This window comes from Kitasatospora sp. NPDC048365 (assembly GCF_043200835.1).
Lineage (GTDB): Bacteria > Actinomycetota > Actinomycetes > Streptomycetales > Streptomycetaceae > Kitasatospora > Kitasatospora terrestris.
In genome coordinates, this window is the sequence record NZ_JBICYJ010000008.1 from 157,497 (window position 1) to 175,594 (window position 18,098).

The following is an 18,098-nucleotide window of genomic DNA, read 5'->3' on the forward strand; positions in this document are numbered from 1 at the left end:
CTGCTCTACTTCAGTCGGGCGGCGATGAGGTCGCCGACCCGGAGGGCGTTCGCGATGGCGGTCAGTGACGGGTTCACCGCGCCGATGCTGGGGAAGAAGCTGGTGTCCACGACGTAGAGGTTGTCGAGGTCGTGGGCCTTGCAGTCCACGTCGAGGGCGGAGCTGCGGGGGTCGTCGCCGAAGCGCACGGTGCCGGCCTGGTGGGCGGTGGCGCCGATGGGCATGCCCTTGTGCAGGTAGATGCTGTGCGGCAGCAGGTGGTGCTCGTGCATGCCCAGGTGGCCGAGCATGCCTTGGAGCTTGTGCTGAAGGCGCTTCAGCCCGGCAATGTTGTTCTTCTCGTCGAGGGCCAGGTGGATGTCGCCGGCGCGGTCGAGGGTGACCCGGCTCTCGGCCAGCGGGAGGTCCTCCCCGCAGAGCCAGAAGTCGACCGAGTGGTGCGCCAGCATCTCGAACGGCAGGTCGGGCGTGACCGCGCCGGCCCAGCGCGGCGCCTCGCCGTGGATCTGGTCGGTGTCGGACTTGCCGAGCATCTGGATGCCGCCGAGCGGGTAGTCCCAGTCGTCGGCGCCCAGGTACCAGTCGTGCAGGGCGAGGGTCTTCTGGAAGCGGGTGGGGTTGGGCTCCTTGGAGATCGCCATCAGCGCCAGGTTGTTGTGGCGCATGTAGTGGCGGCCCACCACGTCCGAGCTGTTGGCCAGGCCGCGCGGGTGCTTGTCGTTCGCCGACCGGAGCAGCAGCGCGGCGGAGTTGACGGCGCCGCAGGCGACCACCACCAGGTCCGCGCGGAAGACGGTGGTGGTCCCGTCGGCGAGCTCGGCGACGACGCCGGTGACGGTGCGTCCGGTCGGGTCGGTCTCCAGACGCCGCACGTTCGCGCCGGTCACCATCGACACGTTGTGGTGTTCCAGGGCTGGGTCGACGCAGATGACCTGTGCGTCGGACTTGGCGCCCAGCAGGCACGGGAAGCCGTCCACCCGGTCGCAGCGGATGCAGGCGCTGGTGCGGGTGGGCCTGCCGTCGCCGTCCTGGGTGAGGTCCACCCCGATCGGCAGGTGGAAGGGGTGCAGCCCCTTCTTCTCCAGGTCGTCGCTGAGCTGCTGGATGCGGGGTTCGTGCTCCACCGGCGGGTGGGCGTACTGGGCGCTGGCCGTCCCCTCGGTGGGGTCCTCACCGTGCCGTCCGTGGACCAGGTAGAGGTGCTCGGCCTGCGTGTAGTACGGCTCCAGGTCCTCGTAGCGGATCGGCCAGGCGGGTGAGATCCCGTCGTGGTGGCGGAGCTCGCCGAAGTCCTCGGGGCGCAGCCGGAACAGCGCGGCACCGTAGAACTTGGTGTTGCCGCCCACGTAGTAGTTCACCTCGGGCGGGAACCGGTCACCGTGCTTGTCGTACCAGAACTCGGGGGCGCGATACCTGCCCTTGACGAACACCGCGGTGGAGTCCCAGTTGTCCCGTTCCCTCGGCAGGTAGTCCCCGCGTTCCAGGATCAGGATCCGTTTGCCGGAGGGGGCGAGCCGGTGGGCGAGCGTGCCGCCGCCCGCGCCGGTGCCGATCACGATGACGTCGTAGTGCTGGTCGTCGGCCACGCGGTGTCCCGTCCTTCGCGCCAGTGGGGCCATCGGACATTCAGTGCCAGAGTGGAAGGTATCGGGCACATCCGGTGACGGCGACCGGGCGGACGCCGAACACGACCGGGTTCACCCGGTCGCCCGCACGGCTCTGGATGCCTGCTCGACGATCGCCAGGGGGTCGGCCGACGCGTCGACGGCCAGACCGGGCTCGTCCGGCCGCAGGGGTTCCAGGGTGTCGTACTGGGAGCCGACCAGTCGCGCGGGCATGAAGTGCCCCACCCGTCCGGCGACCCGCGGCTCGGCGATCTCCTCGTCGAGCGTGAGGTGCAGGAACCACACACCCGCGCCGGCCCGGCGGAACTGGTCCCGGTACGCGCGCTTGAGGGCCGAGCACGCCATCACCCCGCCGCGGCCGGTGTCGGTCGCCTCCCGGATCCAGTCGGCGAGGGACTGCAACCACGGCCGGCGGTCCTCGTCGTCGAGCGGGTGGCCGGCGGCCATCTTGGCGCGGTTGGCGGCCGGATGGAGGTCGTCCGCCTCGACGAAGGGCACCGCGAGCCGCTCTGCGAGCAGTCGGCCCACGGTGGACTTTCCCGATCCGGAGACGCCCATGACCACGACGACCGTGGGTGCCCGAGTGGTTCCTGCCATGACATTCCTCCCGGCCTTAGATTCAGCCCATGAGCCCAGTGAACGATGGCACCGGTCCGAGCGCCGCCGGCTTCCTGCTGCCGTACCCGCCCGCACTGATCGGCGGGCTGCCCGAGGGCCTGCCCGTCATGGTGTGGGACGGTACCGGCGCTCCGCCCGGCGCCGACCGTCTGGCCGGGGTGGAGTTCTTCGTCGTCCCGTACACCTTCGGGGAGGTCGCCGCACCGCTGCTCTCCCGCCTGCCGCGGCTGCGGGTCGTCCAGTCCCTCTCCGCCGGGGTCGACGGCCTCCTCCCCCACGTTCCCGCCGGGGCCGTGCTGTGCAATGCCAGAGGGGTGCACGACGCCAGCACCGCCGAACTCGCCGTGACCCTGGCCCTCGCCTCGCTCCGCGGCATCCCCGACTTCGTCCGCGCCCAGGACGCGGAGGAGTGGCGCAGCGGCCTCCGCCCGGCCCTGGCCGACCGGACGGTGCTGCTCGTGGGTTACGGCTCCATCGCCGCGGCCGTCGAGGACCGGCTGGCGCCCTTCGGCTGCGAGGTGCTGCGGGTGGCCCGCAGCGCGCGCACGACCGCGCGCGGCGCCGTCCACGCGCTCGTCGACCTTCCAGAGCTCCTGCCTCGCTCCGACGTCGTGATGCTCACCGTTCCGCTCACCCCGGACACCCGGGGCCTGGTCGACGCACACTTCCTGGCCCGGATGCGGGACGGCGCGCTGCTGGTGAACGTGGCCCGGGGCCCGGTGGTCGACACCGACGCGCTGGTCGCCGAACTCGGGGCCGGCCGGCTGTGCGCGGCCCTCGATGTCACCGACCCGGAGCCGCTCCCCCCGGGGCACCCGCTCTGGCACACCCCGAACACCCTGATCAGCCCTCATGTCGGGGGCAACAGCACGGCGTTCCTGCCCCGGGCACTGCGGCTGATCCGTACCCAGGTGCTGCGCTATCGGGCCGGGGAGCCACTGGAGAACGTCGTGCCGACCGGCAGGCCCTGACCCGGGATCCCGCCGCACCGAACGGGCGGCAGCCCACTCGGTGAACCCGATTCGCCGACACCACACCTGACCTGCACCTTTGCTCAGGAGGCCGGCAGCTCGGCGCCCTGGGCGACCTGCTGCACGGTCTGCCGATCGGCGCCGACCAGGAGTACACCGGGTCCTTCGCCGACCTGTTCACGGGCTACGGGGTCTTCACCGGGATCACCCTCGTCGCGCTGTGCGTCCTGCACGGGTCGACCTTCATCGCGCTCAGGACCACCGGCGAACTCCGCCGCCGGGCTGATCAGTGCGGGACACGAGGGATGGGCCTTCGCCACCACCACGTTCGGGATGGCCACGACGGTGGTCTCGCTCTTCGTCGAGCTCTACCCCCGGGTCATGGTGTCGAGCACCGGCTCCGCGTTCGGCCTGACCGTGCAGAACACCGCGTCGGGCCACTACGCGCTGACGGTGATGACCGTGGTGGCGGCCGTCCTGCTGCCGGTCGTCCTCGCCTACCGGGGCTGGACGTACCACGTCTTCCGACTACGGCTGGCCACCGAGGACTTCCGCACCTCCGCCGAGTAGCCTCACAGCACGGCGATCGGGTTGACCGGGGAGCCGGTGGCGCCCGGCAGCCGGAGCGGGGCGACCACGCACAGGAACGACCACCGCCGCTCCTGCGCGCACAGCGGCGCCAACTCCTCGAACTGCAGGTAGTCCAGCAGGTGCAGCCCCATCGCGTGCACAGCCAGGACGTGCACCGGGAAGTCGACACCCTCCGTCGAGCTCGGCGCGGTGTCATTGTTCCCGTCGCCGCCGAGCAGGCAGACCCGGCGGTCCGCCAGGAACTCCAGCGCGGACGGATGCAGCCCGGCGCGCGCCCGCGCCGAGGGCCACGCCCCGAGCTCGGCGCGGCGCCTGCGATGGCCCACCCGGACGAGCAGCAGGTCGCCCTCCCCCACCCGGACGTCCTGGGCGGCCTCGGCCGCCGCCAGGTCGTCCTCGGTGACGTGGTCGCCCGGCTCCAGCCACGGCACGCCGCGCAGTCTCGGGATGTCGAGCAGCACGCCGCGGCCGACGATCCCGTCCCGGGCCACCTCGACCGACAGCGCCGCGGCTCCGGACGCCGTGACGCCGTCCGCCGGAACGCCGCCGTGCAGCGTGCCGTCGTAGACCACGTGGCACAGGGCGTCGAGGTGACTGTCGGCGTCACCGTGCACGTTCATGGCGAAGCGGTCCATCGCGAAGTCGAGCCCGCCCGACCGGCCGTCCGGCACCGCCGTCATCCGGTGCTGCGCCGGCTCGGGGTTGTCCGGTCCCGGCCCGGTCTCCACGGGCGCGGCGAGACCGACCGTCCGGCCGGTCCGCACCTCGCCCGCGGCGGCCGCCACCCGCGCGGGGGTGAGCGCGGCCAGCGCACCCTGCTCACCGGCGGCCCAGGCCGAGCGGGAGCGCAGCGTCCGGTACAGCTCGCCGAACTCGGCTGCGCTCAGCCCGGTCTGTCGCACGGTCATCCGCGCCGCTGCCGCTCGTCGAGTGCTTCGTCGAGCGTGGTGGCGGCCATGATCAGCGCGAGGTGGGTGAACGCCTGCGGGAAGTTGCCGAGCTGCTCACCGCTCGGCCCGATCTCCTCGGCGAACAGGCCGACGTGGTTGGCGTAGGTGTGCATCTTCTCGAAGGTGTAGCGCGCCTGCCGCAGCCGCCCGGCCCTGGCCAGCGCGTCCACGTACAGGAACGTGCACAGGCTGAACGTGCCCTCCGAGCCGCGCAGGCCGTCCGGCGAAGCGGCCGGGTCGTAGCGGTAGACCAGGCTGTCCGAGACCAGCTTGCGCTCCATCGCGTCCAGGGTGTTCAGCCAGCCCGGACTCTTCGGTGCCAGGAAGCGGACCCGCGGGACGACCAGCAGCGAGGCGTCCAGGACGTCGCCGTCGTAGTGCTGGACGAGCGCCTGTTCGGTCTCGCTCCAGCCCTGTTCCATGACCTGTTCGAGGATGGCGTCGCGGGCCGTCGTCCAGCGGGCGGTGTCGGCGGGCCGGCTGTACTCGTGCGCCAGGTGAATGGCGCGGTCGAGGGCGACCCAGCACATCACCCGGCTGTAGGTGAAGTTCTGCCGCCCGCCGCGGGTCTCCCAGATGCCCTCGTCGGGCCGGTCCCAGGAGTCGGCCAGCCAGTCGACGGTCCGGGCGAGCCCCTTCCAGCCGTGGTAACCGGACTGCGCGCCCAGCTCGTTGCCCTCCGCGAGCGCGTACATCACCTCGCCGTAGATGTCGAGCTGGAGCTGGTCGGCGGCGGCGTTCCCGGCGCGTACCGGGTAGGAGCCGCGGTAGCCCTCGAAGTGTTCCAGGATCTCCTCGCTGAGCTCCGGGTCGCCGTCGACCCGGTACATGATCTGCAGGCGTTCCCCCGGGAGGTCCGCGCGATCACGCATCCGGTTGCCGAGCCAGTTGGTGAACCTGGCCGCCTCCTCGACGAACCCGAGGTCCAACAGTGCCCGGACCGACAGCGAGCCGTCGCGGACCCAGGTGTAGCGGTAGTCCCAGTTGCGCTCACCGCCGACCTGTTCGGGCAGGCCCATGGTGGCGGCGGCGATCGGCGCGCCCGTGGGCGAGTACGTGAGCAGCTTGAGGGTGATGGCCGAGCGGTTCACCATGTCCGGCCAGCGGCCCCGGTAGTGGGAGGTGCGCACCCAGCCCTGCCAGAAGTCGACGACCTCCCACTCCTCCGCCTTGACCGCCTCGAGGTCGAGCAGCCCGGGCACCTCGCCGTCCGGTCCGCAGACGGTCAGCACGGCCCCGGCGTACTCGCCCGCGTTCAGGACCACCTCGCCGCGGACGTCGTCGCCGTCCCGTTCCAGCGGGAAGGTGGCCCGCAGGTGCGCGGCCATGCCCGGCGCGCGGAAGGAGGCGCCCTCGGGGCCCAGCCGGAGCTCGTGCGCGGCCCGCCCGTAGTCGAACCGCGGCCGGCACTCCATCGTGAAGCGGACAGTGCCGCGCACCGCCCGCACCAGCCTCGTCAGGGTGTGCCGGTCGGTGGCGCGGTTGGTGCGGTCCGGCGGCATCCAGTCCACCACCTCGCCGACCCCGTCCGGCGACATGAAGCGGGTGACCAGCACCGCCGTGTCCGGGTAGTACAGCTGTTTGCGGGTGTCCTCGGGGTGCTCCGGCGACAGGCGGAAGTAGCCGCCCCGCTCATGGTCCAGTAACGCGGCGAACACGCTCGGCGAGTCGAATCTCGGGGCCGCGAACCAGTCCACGACGCCTTCCGCCGAGACCAGGGCCGTGGTCTGCAGGTCGCCCACGAGGCCGTGGTCCGCGATGAGTGGGTAGCGCTCCATGGCGTTTCTCCGAAGGTCTGCCGGACTCCGTCCGATAAAAGTCCTTCTGTTGCCACTGTCCGATATGTTCCGCCTGTGCGCTCGATGGGACCGGCGGGCCCGCCCGGACCCCATGGCGACCTGGAGCGGTGGAGGCCTGGATGGACATGATCCATGTCCGCGCGGTGAGCCCGGCGGAGCTCACCGACCGGATCGTCGACCTGCTGGCCGACGACCGGTACGTCTTCAACCTTGTGGTCCAGCGCGGCCTGGCCCGCAACCCCGACGGCGACGCGATCCAGTGCGACATCCTGAAGGGCGCGGCCAACGACGTGCTCCGCGGCCTGCGGGAACTGCACCTCGACCGGCACGGCTCGATCGTGGTCGAGCCGGTCGACATGGCGTTCTCCGCACGGGCCGCGGCGGCCGAGACCGGCCAGCTCGGGGCGCTCGCCCACGCGCCCCTCTGGGCGGCGGTCGAGGCGCGGATCCGCGCCGAGGGGACGTACCTGCCGAGCTTCTACGTCTACCTCGTCATCGCCGGCCTCATCGGCGCGGTCGGGATCCTCACCAACTCCCAGATCCTGATCGTCGCCGCGATGGTGGTCGGACCGGAGTACGGGGCCATCACCGCCATCGCGCTCGGCCTCGACCGCGGCGTGCGGCGAAGCGTACGGCGGGGTGTACGGGCCCTGACCCTGGGATTCGCGCTGGCCATCGTGACCACGTTCGCCTTCGCCCTGCTGATCCGCGGGCTGGGGCTCCAGCCGAAGGCGTTCACCCTGGGCATCCGGCCCGTCTCCAACCTGATCGACACACCCAACTTCTTCTCGGTCGTCGTCGCCGTCCTGGCCGGCATCGTCGGAATCGTCTCCCTCACCGAGGCGAGGACGAGCGCGCTGCTCGGCGTCTTCATCTCGGTGACCACCATCCCCGCCGCCTCCGACCTGGCGGTCTCCTGCGCGTTCGGCAGCTATCACGAGGCCTGGGGCTCGTTCCTCCAACTGCTGCTCAACATCGTCGTCCTGGTGGTGATGGGTGTCCTCGTCCTGCGGCTCCAGCGCGCCATCTGGCGAAGGATCAGTGCCTCGCGGCGCCAAGCCGGGCGAACGTCAGACGCGTGACGCCGCTCAGCAGCGACTCCGCAGAATGCCCACCGGCTTCTCCGGTGACAGGCTGGATTCGGAGACTGTCGATCCGGGCCCGGTCACATGGCCCGTCGCCAAAACCTTCCGTCCGGAGAGGAGCCTGCCATGGGCAGCAACATCAGCGGACCTCCGACGAACGGCACCGCCCGGGGAGGGCCGAGCGGGCTCGTCACCGGCTGGACCGTCCTGGCCGCCGTTTTGATGATCTTCGGTGGGGTGATGGCTGTCTTCGAGGGCATCTCGGCCATCAACGCGGACGCCGTCATCGTCGGTCCGGCCTACACGTTCTCCTACAGCTCGACCGGCTGGGGCTGGATCCACGTCATTCTTGGAGTCGTCGTCGCCCTCGCCGGCGCCGCGCTTTTCACCGGAGCGGTGTGGGCTCGCGCGGTCGGCGTCGTGCTCGCGGGTCTGAGTATGCTCGCCAACTTCGTCTGGCTGCCTCACTACCCGTTCTGGTCCATCGTGCTGATCGCGATCGACATCTTCATCATCTGGGCACTGTGCGCCGGAATGCACCGAGAAGCCTAGTGTCCCGACGCGGCGGGCGACCGGACCGCGGGCGCCCCACAACGCCCGCGGTCCGGTGGTTCGGGTGGCGGCTATCCGCGGTGGGCGGCGATCAGGTCGCGGTACCAGGTGTAGGAGGCCTTCGGGGTGCGCTTCTGGCTCTCGAAGTCGACGTGGACCAGGCCGAAGCGCTGGTGGTAGCCCTCGGCCCATTCGAAGTTGTCGAGCAGCGACCAGGTGAAGTAGCCGCGCACGTCGACGCCCTGGGCGCTCGCGGCGGCGAGGGCGTCGAGGTGGCCGGCCAGGTAGTCGATCCGGGCGGTGTCGTCGAGCAGGTCGTCGGTGGAGCAGCCGTTCTCGGTGATGGTGACGGGCGGGAGGGCGGCGCCGTAGCGTTCGCGCAGGCCGACGAGCAGTTCGCGCAGGCCGTCGGGGACGACGGGCCAGCCGAAGTGGGTGCGGGGGACGCCGTCGATGGGTGCCTCGCTGAACGGGAGGCCGGGCTCGGTGGGGGCGGCGATCCGGGTGGGGTTGTAGTAGTTGATGCCGAGGCCGTCGAGCGGGGCGGCGGCGATCAGCGCGAGGTCGCCGTCGCGGACCGCGCCGCCCAGGTCGGGCCCGACGCCGTACGCCGCGAGGTCGGGGTAACGGCCGAGCAGCAGCGGGTCGTTGAAGAGCCGGTTGTGGAGGGCGTCGTACGCGTCGGCGGCGGCCGTGTCCTCGGCGGAGCCACTGGCGGGCCGGACCGGCGTGCAGTTGTTGGCGATCAGCACCTGCGCGCCGCGTTCGGCGAGCGCGCCGGCGGCGAGGGCGTGGCCGAGCAGTTGGTGGTGGGCGACGGGCAGGGCGTCGAGCAGCAGGGCGTGCCCGGGGGCGTGGATGCCGAGCGCGTAGCCGTAGACCATGTGCACGAAGGGCTCGTTGAGGGTGATCCAGGCGGGCACCCGGTCACCGAGCCGGTCGGCGACGACGGCCGCGTACTCGGCGAAGCGGTGCGCGGTGTCGCGGTTCAGCCAGCCTCCCGCGTCTTCCAGGGCCTGCGGCAGGTCCCAGTGGAAGAGCGTCGGGAAGGGGGTGATGCCGGCGTCGAGCAGTCCGTCGACCAGCCGTTCGTAGAAGTCGAGCCCGGCGGCGTTCACGGGCCCCGCGCCGGTGGGCTGGATGCGCGGCCAGGCGATCGAGAAGCGGTAGGCGTCGAGGCCGAGGCCGCGCATCAGCTCGATGTCCTCGGGATACCGGTGGTAGTGGTCGCAGGCCCGGGCGCCGCTGTGCCCGTCCCGGACGGCGCCGGGGCGGTCGCAGAAGGTGTCCCAGATCGAGGGGCCGCGGCCGCCCTCGGCCGCCGCGCCCTCGATCTGGTACGCGGCGGTGGCGACGCCCCAGCGGAAGTCCTGCGGGAGGTTGATGCGGTGCGGCACGGCCGGGCTCCCTGTCGACGATCTCACGGTGGCCACGCGGTCCACGAGGGCCACGCGGATGCCGCCACAATATGAGCTGTCCTCACGTTTGCGCCAGTAGCTGGTTCACCTGGCTCTCGGCGTCGGCAAGCAGCTTCGGGATGTCGGCGTTCCGGTCCTTGAGGACGGCGGCGACCGCCGCGTCCAGGATCTTGTAGATCTGCTGCGCGTAGGGCGGCTCGATCTTTCCGGGGACGGGGTTGGCCAGATACGGCGCGTAGTTGTCGACCGGGACGGTGGCCGCGGCGGCCTTGGCCCTGTTGTCGGCCTTCAGGCTCCCGCCGACGAAGAAGAAGGGCTGCGGGAGGCCCACCGGCAGGCCGTCGTTCCTGGTCCGCGCGTAGTCGAACTGGCCCTTGCCGATGGTGAGGAACTTGAAGTTGATCCAGGCGATCCCGGCCTTGATCTGGTCGGGGGTGAGCCCCTTCTTGAAGATGTAGTCGGCGCCGCCGAGCAGGGCCGCGCCGCCACCCGGCATCGGGCCCATCCCGTAGTCGTTGTAGTTGCCCTTGAGGGTCTGGACCATGTACGTGATGTCGTCCGGGGCGCCGACGTACATGCCGAGCTTGTCGGCGGCCATCCGGGTCATCAGGTCGGGCCACTTGAGGCCCTGCTCGGTGCCCATGGAGTTGTCGGTCCACCGCATGTCGTGGAGGTTCTGCAGGACCTTGCGGCCGTCGGGGGTGTTGAAGTCGGCCTTGCTGCCGGCGGGGGTGGTGACGGCGCCGCCGAGGCCGTACAGCTCGGCGGTGAAGTGCCAGCCGCCCTGGTTGCCGGTGCTGTAGTCGCCGTAGCCGTTGACGCCGCCGCCGAGCGCGGCAATCTTCCTGGCCGCCTCGCGGACCTCGGGCCAGCTGGTGGGCGGCTTGTCGGGGTCGAGTCCGGCCCGGGCGAAGAGCTTGCGGTTGTAGATCAGGCCCATCTTGTAGTTGGAGATCGGCAGGCCGTACAGCTTCTCGTCGTGCTTCAGGGTGGTGAGCACCGAGAGGTCGATGTCCCCGAGCGCCGGCACGGACTTGTCGTTGACGTAGGCGCTGATGTCCTCGGCGGCGTCCGCCTCCAGGACCTTCCCCAGGTCGGTGAAGTAGCTGTAGTAGAGGTCGCTCTGGGTGCCCGCCTTGAGCTGGGCACCGAACGCGGCCGGTTCCTCGCAGGGGAAGGCGTCCTTGGAGGTGAGGGTGACGCGCGGGTAGAGCTTGCGGAACGCCTCGACGTCGTCGACCCACTGCTTGCGCTCGGCGGGCTTGCTGGTCGGCGGCATGCAGTCGATCGAGAGGGTCACCGCGGTGTTCGGGTCCAGCGGGTCCCAGGGGCCCGGGCCGTCGGTGCCGCCGTCGACCGAGGGCGTGCCGGGGCCGCCGCAGGCCGCGCTGGAGAGCGCCAGGCCGGCCAGGGCGAGCAGAACGACCGGTCTCCGGACGAGCAGGTGCCTGTTCATGCGGGTGGACCCTTCGGGCGCAGGGGCAGGGGTCACGGATCATACAGATGTTTGTAAGAAGTTCGCTTGTCATGGCAATTTCGTAACACTGAGCGGGTTGCGGGGATCGCAGGCCGAACGTCCGACGGTGATTCGCCTCGTCAGGCGCGGATGCGGCAGAGTGGCGCCATGAGAGCGCGGACGGACAGCGGCGAGCGGGGCGGCAGTGGGGCTGCGGTCCGTCGGCGGCCGGTGCAGCAGCGCAGCCAGGAGCGGTACGAGCGGCTGCTCGACGCCTGCGCGGGGCTGCTGGACGAGGTCGGTGCCGGGGCACTGACCACCAAGGAGGTCGCGCAGCGCGCCGAGGTGCCGATCGGCACCCTGTACCAGTTCTTCTCCGGCCGCGAGGGCCTGCTCGCCGCGCTGGCCGAGCGCAACCTCACCGCCTACCTGGCCCGCCTCGCCGCCCGCACCGCCGGCGCCGCCGGGCCCGGCTCGCTCGCGACCTTCGTCGACCTGGCGGTGGAGGAGTTCGTGGCGATGAAGCGGACCGTCCCCGGCTTCGGGCACCTGGACTTCGGCCTGGTCGACGCGGTGCCGGCCGATTTCGGCGACGACACCCACCTGCTCGACGACGACCTCGACAACAACGCCGCCGTGGCGGTGCGCCTGCGGGCGATCGGCGGGGAGCTGTTCGCCGACCCGGGGTACGGGGTGTCGCTGCGGGTCGCGATGGAGTGCGCGGACGCGGTGCTCAAGCTGGCGTTCCGGGTCGCTCCGGACGGCGACCCGGCGCTGATCGCCGAGTGCAAGCGGGTGCTGCTGCGCTACCTCGCCCGGCCGGCGGCGTGACCGGTCCTTCCATTGCGGGCCGCCGGTACCCGCCGCAGAGTGGAGTCAAGGCATCCGCCCGCACCCCCCTGGGAGCAGAGCATGCAAGCCACAGTGGGTGACCACGTCCACATGTACAGTCGCAACATCGGCATGATCGACCGCAAGGGCGAGATCCTGGAGGTCCGCGGGGCCGACGGCGAGCCGCCGTACATGGTGCGCTTCGAGGACGGCCACACGGGACTCGTCTACCCGGGGCCGGACTGCGTCGTCGAGCACCGCAACGCCGAGGAGCAGCGCTGATACCTGGCCCCGCCGGAAGGAACCCCTGATCACCGACCTACCCGGCCCGCTGGCCCACCTGGCCCCACTGCTCGACGACTACGGTTACGCGGCGGTGGGGGTCTTGGTGTGCCTGGACAACTGCGGCATCCCGGTGCCCGGCCAGACCATCCTGATCCTGGCCGCCGTCTACGCCGGCACCGGCCGGATGAGCATCGCCGCGGTGGTCGCCATCGCGGTGGTCGCGGCGGTGGTCGGCAACAGCCTCGGCTACCTGCTCGGCCGCACCGGCGGGCACGCCTTCGTGCACCGCTGGGGCCGGTACGTCCGGCTGACCCCGGCGCGGATGGCCAAGGCCGAGCGCTTCTTCGACCGGCACGGCGCCCAGGTGGTGACCGGCGCCCGGTTCGTGGACGGGCTGCGGCAGACCAACGGGATCATCGCGGGCACCAGTGAGATGCCGCGGCGCCGGTTCGTGCCCGCCAACGTGGTCGGCGCACTGCTCTGGGTCGGCGTCTGGGCCTCGGTGGGCTACTTTGCGGGCGACAACCTGGACGAGCTGTACCGGCAGGCCGTCCGGTACCAGGTGCTGCTGCTGGTCCTGGCCGGCGCGGTGGTGCTGGCGCTGCTGGCGCGCACGCTGCTGCGCCGTCTGCGCTCGCGCCGCGGCGGTGGCGGCGGTCCGGGCGGGCCCGCCGACCGGGAGGGCACCCCCGACCGAGCGGGCACCACCGGCCCGGGCGGGCCCGCCGACCTGGACGAGAACGCCGGATCGGGCGGGTCCGCCCGGCCGGACGGCCGGCCGACCGCGCCGGGTCAGCGCAGCGGGATGACCTCGAACGAGGACGCGTAGCGCACCCCGAGCCGGGTGCCGGTCGCCCGGGACATCGACTCCAGGAACCCGGCCGCGTCCGACATCGGCCCTTCGCCGAGCCCGTCCAGGTACGCGCGGTGCGCCTCCAGCGAGGCGACGCCGGCGTCGAAGTGCTCGGTGGTGTCGACGGCGTGCCGGCCGTCGGGCGAGGCGGCGGCCCAGACCTGCCGGACGCCGTCCCACGGCTCGTGGCCCTCGGCGACCAGCTCCCGGAACACCCACCGGTTGCCCGCGTCCCGGACGCCGTCCAGGGTGGCCCGGCCGACCGCGATGTGGTCGGCCTGGTTGGGGAACACCCCGCCGTACGTGTCACGGAAGTTGGTGGTGATCACGATGTCCGGGCGGTGCCGGCGCACCGCGCGGGCGATGTCGCGGCGCAGCGGCAGCCCGTACTCGATCACGCCGTCGGGGTGGCCGAGGAACTCGACCACGTCGACGCCGACGATCGCGGCGGAGGCGATCTGCTCCTGCTCGCGCACGGCCCGGCACTGCTCCGGGTCCATGCCGTCGATGCCGGCCTCGCCGCTGGTGACCATCACATAGACCACGGTCTTGCCCTGGGCGGTCCAGCGGGCGACGGCGGCGGCCGCGCCGTACTCCATGTCGTCGGGGTGGGCGACGATCGCGAGCGCGGTCTGCCAGTCCTCGTCGACGGGTTCGAAGGGGGGCGGGGGCTGTTCGGTCATGGCGGTTCCCGGTCCGTGCGTCGGTTCGTCGGTGCGTCGGTTCGTCAGTTCGCGGTGCGGATGGAGTAGTTGAAGTCGGCGTGGCCGAGGTGGCGCATCATGCTGATCCAGAACGGCATCATCATCTCCATGCCGCGGGCGGCCTCGATCCCGCCGAGGTCGATGATCGCGCCGGCGGGCCAGCCGAACTCCTCCAGCACGGCACGGACCTTGGCCTTCGCCTCGACGTCCTCACCGGCGATGAAGAGGTTGTGCTCGCCGGGGATCCGGGCCGGGTCGACCATCACGGGGGCGGTCACCGTGTTCAGCGCCTTCACCACGAAGGTCTCGGGGTAGGCCCGCTGGATCTGCTCGCCGACGCTGTCGGTGTTCACCGGCTCCAGCGAGAGCTCGCCGGTGGCGGAGAAGACCAGCGGGTTGGAGACGTCGATCAGCACCTTGCCCGCCAGGCGCTCGGCGCCGGCCGCCTCCAGTGCCTGCAGCGACACCGTGCCGGAGGTGGCGTTCAGCACGACCTCGCCGAACTCGGCGGCCTCCGCGAAGGTGCCCGCGTGCCCGTACGGCCCGGCGCGGTCCGCCCAGTCGTTGGCGGCGGCGTTGTCCTTGGTCCGCGAGCCGAGGGTGACCTCGTGGCCCAGCTCGACCAGCTTCTCGGCGAGCGTACGCCCCACCGTCCCGGTACCGATGACTCCGAAACGCATCCCCGTCTCCACTCCGCTCACGTACCACCCGGCGCCGGACCGGCGCCGACCTCGCACACCCTAGCCCGAACACTCCTGACGGGTGATCGCATTCCGCCGTCGCGCCGCCAGTTCACCTCACACCCCGTTCACGACCCGCTCGCGCGGTCCTTCGGCGCGGCGAGGACGCAGAACTCGTTGCCCTCCGGGTCGGCGAGGACCACCCACGGCTCGTCGCCGCTCTGGCCGATGTCGGGGCGGGTGGCGCCGAGCGCCAGCAGCCGCCGCACCTCGGACTCCTGGTCGCCGTCGGGGCGGAGGTCCAGGTGCAGGCGGTTCTTGCCGGCCTTGCGGTCCGGGTTGACGCCGAACAGCAGGCCGGGCAGCCGGTCGGGCGCGGGCCTGATCTCGTACTCCTCGGCCGAGTCGTCCACCACCACCCACCCCAGCGCCCGCGCCCACCACTCTCCGAGCGCCACCGGGTCTGCGCAGTCCACCACGATCTGTTCCCACACCAAGGCCATGCGGCCGACTCTAGGCCGGGACGGCCGCGGGCGCGGGGGAACACGACGGGCGGGTGGTGATCCGGCGCGGTCTGCACCATCCGTTGACGTCCGGCCGGGAAAGCGCTTACCGTCACACCCGCCCGGCGCGGTGCGGCGCCGCCCGGGCGCCGCTGCGCCGACCCCCACGGCGCCCCGGCGGCCGTGCGCCGCGAGGTCGCACCCGGCAAGGAGCCCCCTTGATCCCCGAGCCGCACTCCCCCACCCACCTCCCGCTCTCCCCTGCCCGCCTCCCGCTCTCCCGTCGCCGCCTGCTCCAGGCCTCCGCCGTGGGCCTGGCCGCCGCGGGCGCCTGGTCCGTCCTCGGCGGGCAGTCGGCCTTCGCCGCCGACGCGTACGACACGCTCCGCCTGCGCTGGCAGGCGCTGCTGACCGGCACCGGCTTCGACCCGGCCGCGCAGCCGTTCGCCGGCTCCCTCGCCTCCCTCGGCGACCGGGCCCGCACCCAGCAGGCGGCGATGGCGCCCACCGCCGGCTCGCTCTGGCCGGACCTGCCGCTCGGCACGGTCTCCGCCAACATCACCTCCAGCTACCTCCGCCTGCGCACCATGGCGCTGGCCTGGGCCCAGCCCGGGACCGGTTCGACCGCCGACGCGGCGCTCGCCACCGCCGTCACCACCGGCCTGGACCACCTGCACGCGATCGCGTACACCCCGACCGCGACCAACTACAACAACTGGTGGGACTGGCAGATCGGCACCCCGCAGGCGCTGCTCGACACCTGCGTCCTCGTCCAGCCGCTGCTCACCGCCACCCAGATCGCCAACTACTGCGCGGCGGTGGACCATTCGGTCCCCGACTCCAAGGTCTCCTCCTACACCGGGACCTCCACCGGCGCCAACCGGGTCGACCTCTGCCGGGTCCTGGCCCTGCGCGGGGTGATCGGCAAGAGCTCGGCCAAGCTGGCGCTCGCCTCCTCCTCGCTCTCCCCGGTCTTCCCGTACGTGCTGACCGGCGACGGCCTCTACCCGGACGGCTCGTTCGTGCAGCACACCTGGGTGCCGTACACCGGCTCGTACGGCGAGGTGCTGCTCGGCGGGCTGAGCAAGCTCTTCGGCCTGCTCGCGGGCTCGGCCTGGGCGGTGACCGACCCGCAGCGGCAGACCGTGTTCGACGCGGTCGACGCGGCGTACGCGCCGTTCCTCTACAACGGCCTGGTGATGGACTCGGTGAGCGGCCGGGCGATCAGCCGGGGCCTGCAGAGCAGCGACGCGCTGCACCTGCAGCAGGACGACCACGGGCGCGGGCACACGATCATCGGGCACATCCTGCGGCTCGCCGACTCGGGCGCCGCACCGGCCGCGCAGTCGGCGGCGTGGCGGGCGGCGGTCAAGGGCTGGATCGCCCGCGACTACTACCGTCCGTACCTCACCGACGCCGCCGTGGACGTCCCCGAACTCGCCCGCGCCCAGGCGCTGGTGAACGACTCCGCCACCTCCGCCGCCCCCGAGCCGACCGGCGCCCGGGTCTTCGCGATGGACCGGGCGGTGGTCCGCCGCGCCGGCTGGGCGGCCTCGCTGGCGATGTGCTCGGCCCGCACCACCTTCTACGAGACCGGCAACGGCGAGAACCTGCGCGGCTGGCACACCAACAACGGCCTGCTCGCCTGGTGGGGTTCGACCTTCGGCAACGGCCAGTACGCGGACGCCTTCTGGCCGACCGTGAACCCGTACCGGCTGCCCGGCACCACCGTCTCCACCAAGCCGCTGGCCGACGCGGCGGGCGGCGCCTGGGGCGCGGCCCGCCCGGACAACACCTGGGCGGGCGGCGCCTGCGACGGCACCTACGCGGCCGCCGGGCAGGCCGTGCGCGGCCTGTCCTCGACCCTGAGCGGGGTCAAGTCCTGGTTCCTGCTGGACGACACGGTCGTCTGCCTGGGCGCGGGGATCAGCTGCACCGACGGCGTGCCGGTGGAGACCGTGGTCGACAACCGCAACCTCGGCCCGACCGGCCAGCACGCCCTCACCGTGGACGGCACGGCGCAGCCCGCCACCCTCGGCTGGTCGCAGCGCTTCACCGGCGCCCGCTGGGCCGCGATCTCCGGCTTCGGCGCCTACCTGTTCCCCGGCGGGGCGAGCGTGAACGCGCTGCGCGAGGCCCGGACCGGCAGCTGGCACGACATCAACGGGGGCGGCACCACCGAGGCGCTGACCCGCCGCTACCTGACGCTCTGGGTCGACCACGGCACCGACCCGTCCGGCGCCGGCTACTCCTACCTGCTGATGCCGGGCGCGGACGCCGCGACGGCCGCCGCCCGCTCGGCCGCCCCGACCGTCACCGTGCTGGCCAACTCCGCGTCCGTGCAGGCGGTCTCCGACAGCGCCTCGGGTGTCACCGCCGGCAACTTCTTCGCCGCGGGGACGGCCGGTCCGATCACCGTGTCGGCACCGGCCTCGGTGCTGGTCCGCGAGTCGGGCGGCGCCATGACCGTCACGGTGGCGGACCCGGGGCGGACCGCCTCCACCGTCCAGGTCACCGTCGCCCGGTCCGGCTACCGGACGGCCGACCCGGCGGCCGGCGTCACCGTCCTGACCACCGGCGCCGCGGTGACCCTGCTGGTCGAGCTCGGCGGCACCCAGGGCGCGAGCCGGACCGTGACCCTGCGCACCACCGGTACCGCGCCCGCCCCGGCCACCGCGACCCGGCTCGCGCCCACCCAGGACGCCTACGTCCGCGACGGCTCGTACGGCGACACCAACTACGGCACCGCCACCACGCTGACCGTGAAGAACACCAACTCGTCCGGCAGCGGCTACAGCCGGCGGGCACTGCTGTCCTTCGACACCTCGGGGGTGGGCGGGACGGTCCGCCGGGCGGTGCTCTGGGTGCGCGGCGCGGTCGCCGACTCCGGCGGCACCCAGACCTCGCTGCAGGCCTTCGCCACCACCGCCGACAGCTGGACGGAGACCGCGGTCACCTGGAACCGCTCCCCCGCCCCGACCACGGCGCTCGGCACCGGCGCGATCTCGACCGCCGCGGACTGGGTCGGCCTGGACGTCACCGCCGCTGTCACCACCGGCGGCCCGGTCACCCTCGCGGTGTGGCAGCCGCTCGGCGCGGTCGGGCTCGCGGTCAACCTCAACAGCCGCGAGAGCGCCGCCTTCCAGCCCCACTTGGAGCTGATCACGTCCTGAGGGC

At 72.3% G+C, this 18,098-nt stretch carries 16 protein-coding genes and 1 pseudogene; 8 read left to right on the top strand and 9 right to left on the bottom strand.

Going from position 1 to position 18,098, the window contains the following annotated elements; translation table 11 throughout:
• Positions 1–5 precede the first annotated feature (5 nt).
• Both ACGFX4_RS10840 and ACGFX4_RS10845 read right to left on the bottom strand, forming a co-directional pair.
• Positions 6–1,586: a GMC oxidoreductase gene (locus ACGFX4_RS10840; RefSeq protein ID WP_393071806.1), complete on the bottom strand. Its 1,581-nt coding sequence runs from the start codon at positions 1,584–1,586 to the stop codon at positions 6–8.
• A 111-nt stretch (positions 1,587–1,697) separates the two neighbouring features.
• Positions 1,698–2,222 (bottom strand): gluconokinase, encoded by a 525-nt coding sequence (locus ACGFX4_RS10845; RefSeq protein ID WP_393071808.1) that lies wholly within the window; start codon positions 2,220–2,222, stop codon positions 1,698–1,700.
• 29 nt (positions 2,223–2,251) lie between these two features.
• Between ACGFX4_RS10845 and ACGFX4_RS10850 the strand changes: the two genes are divergently transcribed.
• Positions 2,252–3,214: a 2-hydroxyacid dehydrogenase gene (locus tag ACGFX4_RS10850; RefSeq protein ID WP_393071810.1), complete on the top strand. Its 963-nt coding sequence runs from the start codon at positions 2,252–2,254 to the stop codon at positions 3,212–3,214.
• A gap of 134 nt (positions 3,215–3,348) precedes the next feature.
• Positions 3,349–3,784, top strand: a pseudogene (locus tag ACGFX4_RS10855) (cytochrome d ubiquinol oxidase subunit II).
• A 2-nt stretch (positions 3,785–3,786) separates the two neighbouring features.
• Here the strand turns inward: ACGFX4_RS10855 and ACGFX4_RS10860 are convergent.
• Complete coding sequence (locus ACGFX4_RS10860; RefSeq protein ID WP_393071812.1) at positions 3,787–4,713, bottom strand: cyclase family protein; 927 nt, start codon at positions 4,711–4,713, stop codon at positions 3,787–3,789.
• Positions 4,710–6,533, bottom strand: coding sequence for a glycoside hydrolase family 15 protein (locus ACGFX4_RS10865; protein WP_393071814.1), 1,824 nt, complete (start codon positions 6,531–6,533; stop codon positions 4,710–4,712). Before ACGFX4_RS10865 ends, ACGFX4_RS10860 begins: the two co-directional genes overlap by 4 nt.
• Before the next feature lie 140 nt (positions 6,534–6,673).
• On the opposite strand from ACGFX4_RS10865, the gene ACGFX4_RS10870 reads away from it, so the two are divergent.
• Both ACGFX4_RS10870 and ACGFX4_RS10875 read left to right on the top strand, forming a co-directional pair.
• Positions 6,674–7,636, top strand: coding sequence for a DUF389 domain-containing protein (locus ACGFX4_RS10870; RefSeq protein WP_393071816.1), 963 nt, complete (start codon positions 6,674–6,676; stop codon positions 7,634–7,636).
• A gap of 129 nt (positions 7,637–7,765) precedes the next feature.
• Positions 7,766–8,191 carry a hypothetical protein gene (locus ACGFX4_RS10875; RefSeq protein ID WP_393071818.1) on the top strand — a complete coding sequence of 142 codons (426 nt, stop codon included), beginning with the start codon at positions 7,766–7,768 and terminating at the stop codon, positions 8,189–8,191.
• 71 nt (positions 8,192–8,262) lie between these two features.
• Here ACGFX4_RS10875 and ACGFX4_RS10880 read toward each other — a convergent pair whose 3' ends face one another.
• Together ACGFX4_RS10880 and ACGFX4_RS10885 are read right to left on the bottom strand one after the other, a co-directional pair.
• A complete protein-coding gene (locus ACGFX4_RS10880) occupies positions 8,263–9,588 on the bottom strand; it encodes a GH1 family beta-glucosidase (protein WP_393071820.1) in 1,326 nt (441 codons plus the stop codon).
• Positions 9,589–9,670: 82 nt separating this feature from the next.
• A complete protein-coding gene (locus ACGFX4_RS10885; RefSeq protein ID WP_393071822.1) occupies positions 9,671–11,065 on the bottom strand; it encodes an ABC transporter substrate-binding protein in 1,395 nt (464 codons plus the stop codon).
• Between the two features lie 168 nt (positions 11,066–11,233).
• Here ACGFX4_RS10885 and ACGFX4_RS10890 point away from each other — a divergent pair, with 168 nt between their 5' ends.
• From ACGFX4_RS10890 to ACGFX4_RS10900, 3 genes are all read left to right on the top strand, one after another.
• Positions 11,234–11,896, top strand: a complete 663-nt coding sequence (locus ACGFX4_RS10890) for a TetR family transcriptional regulator (protein WP_393071824.1) — start codon at positions 11,234–11,236, stop codon at positions 11,894–11,896.
• Between the two features lie 81 nt (positions 11,897–11,977).
• Entirely contained in the window at positions 11,978–12,178 is a 201-nt protein-coding gene (locus ACGFX4_RS10895; protein ID WP_345701077.1) for a DUF1918 domain-containing protein, read from the top strand.
• A 94-nt stretch (positions 12,179–12,272) separates the two neighbouring features.
• Positions 12,273–13,010 carry a DedA family protein gene (locus ACGFX4_RS10900; protein ID WP_393071827.1) on the top strand — a complete coding sequence of 246 codons (738 nt, stop codon included), beginning with the start codon at positions 12,273–12,275 and terminating at the stop codon, positions 13,008–13,010.
• Here ACGFX4_RS10900 and ACGFX4_RS10905 read toward each other — a convergent pair.
• The 3 genes from ACGFX4_RS10905 to ACGFX4_RS10915 form a co-directional block, all read right to left on the bottom strand.
• Positions 12,974–13,717, bottom strand: a complete 744-nt coding sequence (locus ACGFX4_RS10905; protein WP_393071829.1) for a PIG-L deacetylase family protein — start codon at positions 13,715–13,717, stop codon at positions 12,974–12,976. The genes ACGFX4_RS10900 and ACGFX4_RS10905 overlap by 37 nt on opposite strands.
• Positions 13,718–13,761: 44 nt before the next feature.
• Positions 13,762–14,418, bottom strand: a complete 657-nt coding sequence (locus tag ACGFX4_RS10910; RefSeq protein ID WP_393071831.1) for an NADPH-dependent F420 reductase — start codon at positions 14,416–14,418, stop codon at positions 13,762–13,764.
• 128 nt (positions 14,419–14,546) lie between these two features.
• The gene (locus ACGFX4_RS10915; protein ID WP_393071833.1) at positions 14,547–14,921 is read right to left on the bottom strand and encodes a VOC family protein; all 375 of its coding nucleotides are present in this window, start codon (positions 14,919–14,921) and stop codon (positions 14,547–14,549) included.
• Between the two features lie 218 nt (positions 14,922–15,139).
• Between ACGFX4_RS10915 and ACGFX4_RS10920 the strand changes: the two genes are divergently transcribed.
• Positions 15,140–18,094, top strand: a complete 2,955-nt coding sequence (locus ACGFX4_RS10920) for a polysaccharide lyase family 8 super-sandwich domain-containing protein (RefSeq protein WP_393071835.1) — start codon at positions 15,140–15,142, stop codon at positions 18,092–18,094.
• Positions 18,095–18,098: the final 4 nt, after the last annotated feature.